The organism is Aquimarina sp. AD10, from assembly GCF_003443715.1.
Lineage (GTDB): Bacteria > Bacteroidota > Bacteroidia > Flavobacteriales > Flavobacteriaceae > Aquimarina > Aquimarina aggregata.
Window position 1 is genome coordinate 961,657 of record NZ_CP031965.1, and the last position, 13,135, is coordinate 974,791.

Annotated in this window: 11 protein-coding genes; 5 read left to right on the forward strand and 6 right to left on the reverse strand. The window is 29.3% G+C overall.

All coding sequences use genetic code 11. The annotated features are described in order from the left end of the window. Nucleotides 1-7: 7 nt before the first annotated feature. From D1816_RS04005 to D1816_RS04020, 4 genes are read left to right on the forward strand one after another with little or no spacing between them, the layout of a single operon-like run. Nucleotides 8-415 (forward strand): hypothetical protein, encoded by a 408-nt coding sequence (locus D1816_RS04005; protein WP_118501266.1) that lies wholly within the window; start codon nt 8-10, stop codon nt 413-415. A gap of 9 nt (nt 416-424) precedes the next feature. Next, entirely contained in the window at nt 425-1,546 is a 1,122-nt protein-coding gene (locus D1816_RS04010) for a glycosyltransferase family 4 protein (protein WP_118501267.1), read from the forward strand. Beyond that, entirely contained in the window at nt 1,543-2,088 is a 546-nt protein-coding gene (locus tag D1816_RS04015) for a hypothetical protein (RefSeq protein ID WP_118501268.1), read from the forward strand. Before D1816_RS04010 ends, D1816_RS04015 begins: the two co-directional genes overlap by 4 nt. After that, complete coding sequence (locus D1816_RS04020) at nt 2,088-2,927, forward strand: hypothetical protein (protein WP_118501269.1); 840 nt, start codon at nt 2,088-2,090, stop codon at nt 2,925-2,927. Before D1816_RS04015 ends, D1816_RS04020 begins: the two co-directional genes overlap by 1 nt. Before the next feature lie 107 nt (nt 2,928-3,034). Here the strand turns inward: D1816_RS04020 and D1816_RS04025 are convergent, their stop codons facing one another. From D1816_RS04025 to D1816_RS04035, 3 genes are all read right to left on the reverse strand, one after another. Continuing rightward, the gene (locus D1816_RS04025) at nt 3,035-4,897 is read right to left on the reverse strand and encodes a carboxypeptidase-like regulatory domain-containing protein (RefSeq protein ID WP_118501270.1); all 1,863 of its coding nucleotides are present in this window, start codon (nt 4,895-4,897) and stop codon (nt 3,035-3,037) included. Nucleotides 4,898-5,348: 451 nt separating this feature from the next. Next, nucleotides 5,349-6,203: a LamG-like jellyroll fold domain-containing protein gene (locus tag D1816_RS04030; RefSeq protein ID WP_118501271.1), complete on the reverse strand. Its 855-nt coding sequence runs from the start codon at nt 6,201-6,203 to the stop codon at nt 5,349-5,351. 234 nt (nt 6,204-6,437) lie between these two features. After that, nucleotides 6,438-7,841: a serine hydrolase domain-containing protein gene (locus D1816_RS04035; RefSeq protein ID WP_233565309.1), complete on the reverse strand. Its 1,404-nt coding sequence runs from the start codon at nt 7,839-7,841 to the stop codon at nt 6,438-6,440. A 292-nt stretch (nt 7,842-8,133) separates the two neighbouring features. Between D1816_RS04035 and D1816_RS04040 the strand changes: the two genes are divergently transcribed. Next, nucleotides 8,134-9,849: a helix-turn-helix domain-containing protein gene (locus D1816_RS04040; RefSeq protein WP_118501272.1), complete on the forward strand. Its 1,716-nt coding sequence runs from the start codon at nt 8,134-8,136 to the stop codon at nt 9,847-9,849. 45 nt (nt 9,850-9,894) lie between these two features. Here the strand turns inward: D1816_RS04040 and D1816_RS04045 are convergent, their stop codons facing one another. The 3 genes from D1816_RS04045 to D1816_RS04055 all read right to left on the reverse strand — a co-directional run bounded on the left by D1816_RS04045 (nt 9,895) and on the right by D1816_RS04055 (nt 12,996). Beyond that, a complete protein-coding gene (locus D1816_RS04045; RefSeq protein WP_118501273.1) occupies nt 9,895-10,986 on the reverse strand; it encodes an AraC family transcriptional regulator in 1,092 nt (363 codons plus the stop codon). Nucleotides 10,987-11,286: 300 nt separating this feature from the next. Further along, the gene (locus tag D1816_RS04050) at nt 11,287-11,961 is read right to left on the reverse strand and encodes a LytTR family DNA-binding domain-containing protein (RefSeq protein WP_118501274.1); all 675 of its coding nucleotides are present in this window, start codon (nt 11,959-11,961) and stop codon (nt 11,287-11,289) included. Nucleotides 11,962-11,970: 9 nt separating this feature from the next. Beyond that, nucleotides 11,971-12,996, reverse strand: coding sequence for a sensor histidine kinase (locus D1816_RS04055; protein WP_118501275.1), 1,026 nt, complete (start codon nt 12,994-12,996; stop codon nt 11,971-11,973). Nucleotides 12,997-13,135: the final 139 nt, after the last annotated feature.

A 13,135-nucleotide genomic window follows, 5' to 3' on the forward strand; every position in this document is an offset into this window, starting at 1 on the left:
CGCGATTATGAATTGTCAACAAAAATCTGGTGTGTTTTTAAATTTAGATTGCAAAAATCCAAAAGCACATACTTGTAATAACTGTAAAAAAGATATTTGCGAAGCACATACACACACACTTGAATCAAAACACCTGTGTGAAGACTGTTATTGGGAAACGTATCTATTTAGTACTAAAAAACGTGATGTTTATGCAGACGATAACTATATAAATGATACTTATGTAAATTATGATAGTACATCACAAACTTCATCACCACCATCAGGTTTTGATGGCGGATTTGGAGGAGGAAGTTTTGGAGGTGGTGGTGCTTCTGGTACTTGGACAGAAGGTGATATGCAAAGTTTGAATGATACAAGTACAGGTGACACTTTGGGTATGTTAGGAGCGGATGATACGTTTTTTTATAGTTAATTGAAACGAATGATTATAAGTTGGTTTACCGAAAATTACCCTCCAAATAAAGGAGGTATGTCCAGAAGTTGTGATCGAATTATTGGCAATTTACGCAGGCATCACACGATACATGTGTATCATTTTACAAATAAAAATAAAGCATTTAGTATTGAAGCTCAGGTAAATGGGGAGTATACAGCCATTCCTGTTTTTGAAGACAGCTCACATACACTTAATATGTTATGGGCATTTATTAAGAATAAAACAACAATCTTAGAAAGTGATATTCTAGTTAGTTTTGGTAGTAATTTATGTTTAAAAGGAATGCCACAAATAGCAAACTGGTTGCAAAAACCTGTAGTAACTTGTTTTCGAGGTAACGATTTTGATTCTGCAATTTTTTCTAATAAAAAACAAGATCTGCTTTATGCTATTCAGAATTCAGCAGCAATAGCTTGTGTTACTAAAGAAAAGGTAGACCGCATAAAACATATGAAGCTAGATACTAATGTGTGGTACACACCTAATTCTATTCATATAGAAGATTGGAAAATATTACAATCAGATATTAGATTAGCAGCAAAATACAAGACAGCATTAAATACAGATAAAAAAAATACGGTCATTGGATTAATCGGATTTTTAAAACAAAAAAAAGGAATCGATTTCTTTATCTCTAGTTTACAAAAATCTCAATTTGCAAACACAGTTCATTTGCGTATAGTCGGAGAAATAGAGCCACATATAGAGATGTTATTGATTTCAAAAAATATTGATTATTCTATAATAGTCCCAGAATCTCAGACAGAACTAATAGCCAATTACTTATTGTGTAATTTGATTGCAATTCCTTCAATTTATGATGGAATGCCTAACGTTATTTTCGAGGCAGCAGCATTAGAAATACCTATTTTAGCTTCTAATGCAGGAGGTATTCCTGATATATTAAATCAGGATAATGCGTTTATCTTTGATGTGTTATCAGAAAACTCATTATTAATGGCTTTATCTAATTTTGAAAATAGCTCTAAAACTAATTTAGAGCTGAAAATTAAACTTTTAAAAAGTAGATTAGAAAAAGAATTTACTCCAGATCAAGAAAGCAAAAAATATTTAGATATATTTAAAAGTATAAAAGAACAAAAATGAAATTTTACACGAAAATAATAAGTCTTTTATTGCTAGTAGTAATCACTGCTGCTTGTAAAAACACAGAAAAAAATACAACAAATCCTAGTAATTCAAATGCTGTGAATCATGATGTAAATTACACATCAAAAATGACTAAGGCAGATAAAAAGAAGTTTTATGATGCTAATAATAACGTAGTTTATGAGATAAAATATAAGCCAGATGGTTTTAAATTAAGAACGGCTTCATCTAAACTTTTATGGAAAATAAAATTATATGATGCTAAGATCAAAATTAGTGACAATGAAGAAAATTTGAATCCTTATGAGATCAAACTAGTAAACGATAATACAGCTAAATTGGTGAAAAATGATACTAAATTGGCAAGGTTAACGTATACTGCATCATCCAATACCCAAACAATAACCTCTACAAATGGATTAGAACCAAAAGAAATAAAGGGAAACTACGCTCCTAGCCTACTAATAAATATGATTTCTGAAATTTCTAAGGATCAAAAAAAGATTATAATTAATGAATTGGTTTTAAAAGGTTTTTAATGCATGTTTTTTATGCACATGGAGGTGGCTTAGGTCATTTAACACGTATTAGTAAGCTTATAAAAATTCTAGAAATTCCAGTTAATGATGTACTCATTATTACTCCATCCACTTTTACTAAGTACTTTAAATCGTATACGTTTGTTAAAATTTTATGGAACGAAACTGTTGCTGAATGGTCAAACACGATAAAAAATACTATTGAATCTTATACTATAACAACCTTTTATGTTGATACTTTTCCGTTTGGTATAAAAGGCGAACTCAGCTCTGTTTACACTGCGTTTCCTAAACTTGAATATGTTTATGTTTCCAGAGTATTAAAATGGCAAAACTATCTAGATGCTATTCCTGTAAAAACTGCAATTAAATTTTCGAAAACAATTATACTAGAAATAATGTATGATGAACATATGATCTGGATAAAAAATAATTCTAAAAAGATTAAACAGATCATGTTACAAAACAAACAAGTTTCTTCTATTTCCTTTCATGATAAACCTTACATTTTAATAGTACATTCTGGAGGAAAAGAAGACGTATTAAAAATTTGTAATCGAGCTAGTAAAGATTATCACAATAAACCAGAAATAGTAATGGTAGTTTTTACTCAAGTAGACATTAACATAAAAGATTCTAGAATACTACTACATAAAGATATATATCCTGTTTCTCAATATTTTGAACATGCCAAAAAAATATATACTGCTGCAGGATTTAATAGTATACAAGAATTACAATCATATAATGATAAACATGTTGTAATACCATTAAACAAATTATATGATGATCAGTTTTTTAGATACGAAAAAAGATTGAAAAATGATAGATTGCAATAGTTTTAATAAAAAGAGACTTAAAAATGAATATCAAATCCATCTTTAAGCCTCGAGATAATTTAAGTATACTCATACGTATGTGAAATCATACTCATAAAGTTATTGTATTAATAATCCCTATAAATACGAGCTTCACCTTGAATAGTATTTGTAACACCGTTATAATCTACATAATTACCAGAAAAATCAATAGATATATACTGACCGATACCTCCAGGGCCTGGTGTAATGGCTATTAAGTCAAAAGTCATAGGCGTAGCAAGAGCCATAGTTGCACTTGCATTTAAACCATTTACATGGCTTAGATTTTCTATAAACATAGCGTTAGGTCCAGTACCAAATGGATACCCAGTACCTAATGTTAATGTATTACTATATATGTATGTTGTACTTGTGCCATTTGATGCTTGCACAAGCGCACCTGTATTTCTTATAGCACCGAAAGGTTGTAATAAGTCATACTGATAAGGACCTGTAGTTGTATTTATACGGTATCGTATATACTCACTCGCTAAGCCACCGCAAATTACTATGTTTTGAGTATTTGCACCCGGATTTACGGTTGTAGTTGTTGTAGAACCTTGTGCAGTAGATAAGTCTACCGCTGCAATGGTAATATTTGATGGTAAAGTGCAACCAATACCGGCATAGCTATACGTACCCCCAGTTACTGAAATACCCGTAATAAATTGTCCTGATAAAGTATGTGTAAGTGTAACATAACCATTAGTTACAGGTGCAGCGGTACAATCGGTAACGGTTCCCGATAAGTTAAATGATTGAAGAGGATTTGGTGTTATTGGAATTGTAACATTAGTTGTAGTAGTAAATGGTCCAAAAGAAGGATCTAGATATAATACATTTCCACAAATATCAAGTATGGTAATAGTCATTGTTTGATTTGATGGTACTTTTCCGCTTACTAATCCTGTTGCATTTGTAATAGCAAATCGTGTAAATCCACTATATGTAATTTCAACACGCAATCCTGCAAGAGGATTTGAAGTTATGGCATCAATAACAGTAGCTGAAAAATTGACAACAGGAAAAGGAGCATCACAATTCCAGAAAGAGAAATGCGATACTTCTGCAACATAGCGGTTTCCATCTTTATAGGCTATCGCTTCTTCGTACCATACTCCTGCATGTTCATTAAAAGACCACATCGGTACTTCGTTTGCAGCAGTAGCTATTTGATCAGGATGTATAGGTAGAATTACTTTTGCAGGGTCAATGATTTGTAGTTTCTCTCCGGATTCTCCTCTTAGTTCTACTTGTACCATACCATAAGAACCGAGAGCTACTTGGTCAAAATCTCTTGTAATACCATATAAATCCCCAGGCATTGTGTTTGCAGTATCTGGATTAAGAGGATTTAGGTAATTAATGCTTACGGCAACTTCACCATTATATGGGTTGCCCGATTCATCAGTAAATCCAGAGTTAAAATATACAACACCTTCACCTTTATCGGATTTAAAACTTACCTTACCTCCTTTTTTTGAGTGTATACGGCCTACTTGATTAAATTTAAATAACTTTATGGTAAAATTGTTTTGGTTACCTCTGTCTAGATCAGGCACCATAACCCTAGATCCTTCGAGATATCCGTCAGCAAAAGCACGTATATACGCAAAATATTGTTGTACTTGAGCGTTTGAAAAGGTTACAATTCCGTTTTCGTCGGTTTCCTTTTCTTGTCCTCCTAGGGTAACTCTTGCTCCTTCTATAGGTTCATTGTTTTCATTTATTATTCTACCTATAAAATTGGCCTTAACAGATTCTCCATTATATTTTTTGGTATACTCGGCCAGAACATGATCTATTTCACTGGGTTCGGATTTTTCATGTGAATAGTTGGCATTTATGTTTTCAGTATTTTCAATTAGATCAGCATCTTTGTCGCAGGCTGTAAAAGAAAAAACGATAACGAGTACATGGAGGATTTGTTTTAATAACACTTTTTTCATGATAATAATATTTAGTTGTTAGTCTTGATAAGTTATTGATTATCAGAAGCGATAACTGGGGGCTTTGAACTTGACTTTCTAAGGAAAACAACTGGAATTTAGTAAGGAATTCACGTATATAGTAAAGACCATTTTACTAGTATTATTATGTATTGAAAAGGTAGTTGCACCTTTTTATTCGACTTTATACCGACTTACAGAAGATTTTGAATATCAATAAAAAAATGCAAAAGTTAAAAAAGTGTTCTTTTATGAAAAGAATGAATAGACATCCAAAAGAATAAACTCTTTAATTCATTCATTTAGGTTTTTAATTTATGAATCGAAGCTCTATTCTTAAATTGACGATGTAGAACTATGGATTTTTGTATATACTACCCTATTTATACAACACGTTTCACGGTACGATACGCTATTTACATCACACCTTTTTAAAATAAGATTATCTATATTACTTGAATAGTGTTTTTATACCGTTTTTTAATTCGAAAATGGTTTTTACCTCATTGTTATCTAGAGATTTATCAAAAACAGTAAGCTCATCCATCAAACCAATATAGCCTAAACCAAGCATGATTTTAGCATTTTCTTCTTCCCATGTAAATGGATCATTAATATCTTTTATCTCACCTATAAATTTACCATTAAGGTATAATTTAAATACAGATTTTGTAGTATTTACTTCTGAAAAAGTAATAGCTATATGAGTCCATTTTTCATTTTCGAAAGGAGGTTGTTTTACCGTAACAGTGCGTTTATTCCACTTGGTGTCATCATTTTTATTTTCTGGATTCCATACATTTAAATCTCCTAATGCACCAAATCTAAATTGCCTTGGATCATGATCTGTAAAATCTACCCATAAGGCCGCATCGTTATATCTAACGTCTGTAATACATATTGGGTCGCAATAGCCCGGTGCTAAGTCTTTGTTGGGGTCTAATTGTAACCAAAATGATACAGTACCACTCCATGATGTATTACTATACCGAACATTTTTAGTCGCCTTATAAAAAATGGCTGATTTATTTGCCTTTTTAAAATAAAGAGCATCACCTGTAAGACCTTTGTTTTTGGCTAAAACAACATCTGGGTTATGTAAACCAGGTTTTGCACTATCAGATTTATTATAATTCTCAGCTGTATATATCATCGCATCACCAATAGCGATATCGGCAGAAGTTTTTCCATTAAAAGAACTATAAAAAGTTATGTGGTCCTTTAATTCTTTGTTTTGCGAAAAAGAAATACTAGTAATGAGAAAAAAGAATACTTTCGATATCGATAACAACATATTAGTTTTCATGACTTTTGATTAAAGATTTATATTTAAAGTGATCATATTTATAATCATTTTAGTAAAAATCACAAAGTTATGATGAATTAATAGTCTCAAATAGTTTTGAAATTGAGATATATAAAATTATAACTGAAATATTTTCAACTATAAACGTATCTAAACTATTCTTCTAATGTTCTTCACTATATAACATTATTACTGCAATTGTATTAGACTATACTAAATCCTTAATAGTTATATCTATTTATTTTTTAACATAGTAATCTTTTTAATCATCGTTTTTGCATTACCGTTTGTTCCTCCTAATTCGACCGCTTTTTTGTAATTTTTTAAAGCTATATCGTATTGTTTTTCTATAAAATAAGTTTCTCCTAGACTATCATATGCATTGGCATGGTTAGGGAACTCTAATATTAATAATTGAAATATTTTTCTTGCATCCTGTATTCTATCAAATTCTAACAGTTCATAACCAAGCTTAGTTAACTCTCTTGGATTATCGAATGTATATTGATTTGCAGTATTACTGTTTTTTAAATTATAATACGCTTTAATACCTAAATCCACATTTTTAACACACTCTTTTTTAATCGCCTCACCTACCGATTTATAAGGTTTATCTAGCAAAATATTGTGTATTGTGTGAGCTTTAGGTATTACGTTGTTTCCGTTATTAGATAGTAGTATGATCGTTATATTGTTTTTAAAATCATTTAAATAAACAGACTTAAACTTATATGATGTGCCATCGTGTCTTTGAAGTTTCAATTCTTCAAAATACTCTCCGATAGATGCTGTTTTTCCATCCACATACGGGTTTTTAAGTAAAGTATCAAATGATTCTTGTGTTATCAATATATTAGAATTCATGGCATTAATCCATTTATTTAGGTTGTTTATATCTGTCCATAACCAACCACTTATGAACTCTATTTCTGGACATGAAACCTTATTGGCGTCATAACAAGATGTTCTGTTTGGGTACCCTGTTTTTGGGTCAAAAACGACGTTAGTTAACTTTAATGGTCTAATTATATTTTCTGTAACAAAGTCTTCAAATGATAGACCAGTAACACTTTCTATAATTCTTTTTTGTAAAAATACGTTACTGTTGTCGTACAAGAAATCACTTCCAGGTTCAAAAAAAAGGTGATCACTTTTCCGAAGTATCTCCCAAGCAATTTTATCACTTTTTGTTGTTAAAAAATCTATTTTGGCAATACCACTTGTATAGTTTAATAAATGTTTAATCGTTACCTTTTTAGACCAATCCGGTAAGTTTAAGTTAAACTTTGAAATCGTATCATTTATAGTTAACAAACCTCTTTCTTGAAGCATCATTATTGCGACACCATTAAACTCTTTGGCTATTGAACCAATATTAAAAATAGAGGTATCATTAAGTTTAATTTTTTGTGATGCATCTGTATATCCAAAAGGTTTTTGATATATAACAGTATCGTTTTTAACAACAAGTACATTACCATTAAACAAATCTCTGTTATAAGATTTTATCATTAAAGAATCTATAGTATCAACGTATTTAAGTTGATTTTTTAAAGTGTTATTTACAGGTTCACAGCTACAAAAAACTGTTATAATCATTCCGAAAATTGTACTTTTAACGATGTTTTTCAAATTCATAAAGAATAGTTTTTTAAATCACTTTTATTTAAACTCAAAACAAACATATTGGGAAATTTGAATTCAAAGCAAGTCAATACTGTCTGTTTTCCACGAAATAAGCCTAGTAAAATTTAGTCAAAACAAATTCTAATAACATTGTAATTAGTTTAATTTCAGTTGTTTGTTTGAATTAAATAAGAATTATTTATCAATAAAGGACACAAGTGGAATCTGTATGCTAATTAATTGCTATTTTTCAGAAAATATTACATTTTCCAATCCATAAATTAATATCCTATTGGTATATAAAATGAGAAAGGTTGCAACTATCATTATTCTTTTCTTGATTATATTGAATTACCAACAAATTCATTCTCAAAAAAGTATTTCTAAAAAATCAACGCATTCTTTGGTATCTGAACGCTATGAAAATCTTTTTCAAATTTTTGAAGATTCTAAGAATGATATTGAAACTGCTGAGCGTTATGCAAAAGCGTTCCTTTTGAAAGCAAAAAAAGAAAACGATACCATTAAAAAGGCAGAAGGATACTATTTATTAGCTAGAATACTGTGTAGAATTCCGGATTATGATAAAGCATCCATTTATTTAGATTCGAGTATTACTGTTTCAAAAGATAAAAATGACTTTGTTTACCCTGCTAAATCCCATATCCTTAAGGCTAATATTAATGGCTCGCAAAGCAAGTACCAGCAAGTGATGGATGAATTAGGAAAGGCTAATGGGTATACAAATATCACTAATAATGAAGATCAGAAATACGAAATTAAATATCTCTTTTCCTTATTGCAAAAAAACTTAGGGGCCTATGAAAAGAGTATAGAAATTCTTAAAGAAGTTATAGTTTATTATGAAAAAAAATATCTTGTAGATAAAAACTATGAAGATGATTACATATTGTCACTATACGCATACAGCAGTGCTCTCAACTATTTGAAAAGAGCTGACGCTGCAGATGTAATTAATAAAAAAAATACGCGATTAAGCTTAAGAAGTAAAGACAGCATTCTTTATGATAGGATATTATTAGCTTCTGCCATTACGCATTATTTAAAAAAGGAATACAAATCTAGTTTAGATAGCATACAAAAATCGAAAAAAATAGCTAAAAGTAAAACAAAGCGGATTGGTACCGTGGTTACTACAAACTATTATTTGGGCAACATTTACTTAGAACAAGGAAATAACGAATTAGCCATTAAACATCTTAAAAAAGTAGATTCTCTTGCCTTTTCTGAAAAGTATTTTCCTCCTGGATTAAGAAAGAGTTATGAACTTTTAATTAAATTTTATAAAGATAAAAATGACGCTTCCAAACAATTATTTTATATAGATAGACTATTAATCGCAGATAGTATCATGGATAATGATGTTAAGTATCTATCGCGTGAAATGAATGCAGAATATACTACACCGAATTTAATTTTAGAAAAACAGCGTATTATTGATTCGTTAGAAAAGAGTAAAAACAGAACCATATCTGTATTTGTTATTTTATCTATCTGTTTACTCCTGCTTTTTATATGGAATCGAAAGAAACAAAAATTGTATAAAAAACGTTTTCAAGAACTTCTTGAAAAAACATCATCACCAGAAAATAAAGAGATTTTAATAGAAAATGATCAACCAAAAAATAACACAATCCCAGAAGATGTGGTGCAGGATATTCTTTTAAAATTAGAAAAATTTGAAGCTAAGAAAGGATATTTGAAAAAAAATCTAACCGTAGTAAAATTAGCTAAACAACTGGATACCAATTCTAAGTATTTCTCAAAAGTAATTAATACATATAAAAACAAGAGTTTTACGAATTACATCAATGAACTACGAATTTATTATGCTATCGAAGAACTAAAGATTAATCCTAAATTTAGGAAATATACGATTAAAGCAATAGCAAATGATATTGGGTTTAATACTACCGAGGCTTTTTCAAAGTCATTTTATAAAATCACAAATATCTTTCCTTCATTCTTTATTAAAGAACTTGAAAAACGAGATCTGTAAAGACCAGTTTATTATAAACGACAGAATTAGTGTTGATATATATAATCAGGAGGTTTTTTGAAATTTTCTATATGCCCCTGGAGACATTCCTAAACTACTATTAAAGGCATTATAAAAAGCACTCTTTGATTTAAAACCAGATTCCATACCGATAGCTTCGACAGAATATTTATTGAATACAGGATCATGCAATAGTTCTTTTGCCGCTTTGATTCGATATTCGTTTACAAACTGAATAACATTTTTATTGGTTTCCTGATTTATGACTTGTGACAAATCTCTTTCACTCGTTCCTAACCTAGTAGCTATATCTAATCTACTTAAAAGAGGGTTTTTATACAATTCTTCCTCATCCATTAATTCATATAACTTTGAAATTATATTAGAAACAGTAGTTTCGTTTATTTTTCTTTTTGTCGAAGTACTATTTGCTTTTTTAGTTACTAAGTACTTATGTATTTCGTCTTTCTGAACGATTATTTGTAGTTTGAACACTCCATAGTACAATATCCACCATGATAAAAAAGAAAGCGATATCCATAGCAAACTTGAAGTATATTCAGAATCGAAGACGTAGAATTCAATGTTAGATAAAAGCCAACTTAAAATAATGCATATTATAAAAAAGTTTAGCCTTAATAGCCATCGCTTTTTATCTTCTGAAATGGTATTGGAGTGTTTTACCAATTTTCTACTCCAAAATATTAAAAATACATTGTATATAAACGATGCATTATCCATAACATGAAATATAAGATCATTAAAGACCGAATTATAAATATTAAAAATAGAATCTAAATAGACTATCGTTTCTATAATAAATGAAGCAATAAAAGGAAGATAAAGCCATTTGTACCAACTTTTTTGAAGGTATTTATGTTGAATTTGAATTAGAAAATAAGAAAATAAAGTTACCGCAACCAAATACTCTAATACAGGGTTGTTTAAAAAATCCAAAACAGTGTTTTCGATGTCAAACCACCCTAACAAGGTTAAACTTGTTAGTAAAAATAATGATAGTGAGAGATAATTGTTTGCACGATTCTTATAAAAAGAACTACTAATTAGTGAGATACTCGTAAAATAGCCTATAATTCCACTTGCAATAATGGCAAAATCTAATATGTTATTATTCAATTGTAATAGAAGTTAATTATACTAAATAACTTAACAATAAGTCTAATGTTGCTAAAAAAACAATAAAACCAAAATTCTTGAAAACATTTAGATTAATTATTGATATAAATCTATCAATTTTAGACCTTTAACTATATTAACCAGTTTTTCTTTCTGAATTTTATCAAAGTAGAATAATTGAAAACTCCGGACAAAGAAATATTGAGATATAAACCAGTTCAATCCAACTATTCACTAAAGGCTATTGACTTAAGAATTACTTTCTTACTTAAGATATTTTACTGTTTTATGAAATTGAATTTAAAAACTATTTAAAACTACTTTTTTTAGTCGAACACTTATAGGAATTTTATACGCTCTTATAATAATTTGGTTTTCTATTATTGTATCTACCTTAAATTTTGATACTATATACGATTTATGAGTTTGTATAAAATCATTATCTGGTAATTGATCTTTAAAACTTTTTAAAGACATATGTGTCACTATAGTTTCAGTTATCGTTACTATTTTAATATAATTCTGCATTGCTTCTGCGAATAAGATATCATTTATCTGAATTTTTTTTAGTTGTTTATCACTTTTTACAAACAATACTTCATGTTCGGGTATATGAATGTAATAGTTACTGATTTTATTAACCGACTGCAAAAATCGCTCGAATGATATGGGCTTTACCAGATAATCCAAAACATTATAAGTAAAACTTTCTAAGGCGTACTCTTCATAAGCAGTAGTCATAATTACAGTAGGAGAATTTTTTAAACCCTTTAACCATTCAATACCCGATACTATAGGCATATTAATATCCAAAAAAAGTAAATCGATTTGATTATTTTCTAGATAATGATTAGCCTGTAGCACATTTTTACATAGTGCAATCACATTTAAGAACGAAATCTCTTTGCAATATTCGGCAATAGCCTCTCTGGCTATAGGTTCATCATCAATAATTAAACAGTTAATTCGTTTCATTTTAGCGTATTACAAATTAATAGATAATTCTACACTATGATTAGTGTTGTCTTTATTGATTTTTAGTTGATGTGTATTGGGATATAATAACGATAATCGCTTTTGTACATTAATTAACCCAATCCCTCCGGCACTATTTTTATTGATTTGATCATAGCTATTTATAACATTTAGATTAAGCTCCCCTCCTTTTTCCTCAATTTTTATTTTAATTGTATTGGTGGTATTGTCAATATGATTACTACAATGTTTAAAGGCATTTTCTATAAAAGGAATCAATAGCAAGGGTGCTATTTTTAATGTGGAATCCTCTGATTTAATATCATAATTTAATTGAAGATCCGAGCCTTTACGAGTTTCTTCAATTTTAATATATTTTAATACATAATCCAGTTCTTTTTCCAATAAAATATGAGCATTACTTTCATATAATTGATAGCGAAGCAAACCCGAAAACTGAAGCAATGTTTGTTTAGCCAAGTCGTCGTTTTTACCAATTAAATGATAAACACTATTAATTCCATTAAATAAAAAGTGAGGATTTAATTGAGCTTTCAAGTATTTTAATTCTGTTTTATAGGTTTCTTCTAAAAGTTTCTGTTTTGCTTTTTCTGATTTTTTGTGTTCTAATTTAAAAATGTAGTAGAACCCAACGATACTATATAATAAATTAATTGCTGTGTTTCCAATAAAACTTCCCACAAACGCATCTTCTATATAGATTTTGTAAATACCTTGAAGGATAGAATCAAAATAGGCCTCGATTATAGAAATTACAATGATTATGGTAAAAGAAATTACATAAAATTTCAGTTTTTTATTTTGTATATATAGTTTTGGGACTAACCAAAAGACTTGTGCATAAAATAATACGGCATTAAAAAAAAGTCCATAAGCATAGGCATAAGCTAAACTACCAAAAGGAGATATAAAACCATTCCAATCAAGCTCCATCCCAAAGGCAATTAACGAATAATTGAATAGCCAGAACAATAGATGTCTTGCAACAATTAATACTGTATTCGGTCTATTCATTTTTGAGAATTTTAAGCAAAGGAAAGCATAATTTATATATGTTATACTGTTTTTGAACGTTCGTCACTGATTATGCAACGCTTATCAAGTTATTATTTTTACAAACATTTATTTGCATTGTTTTGTTTTCAGATTTTAC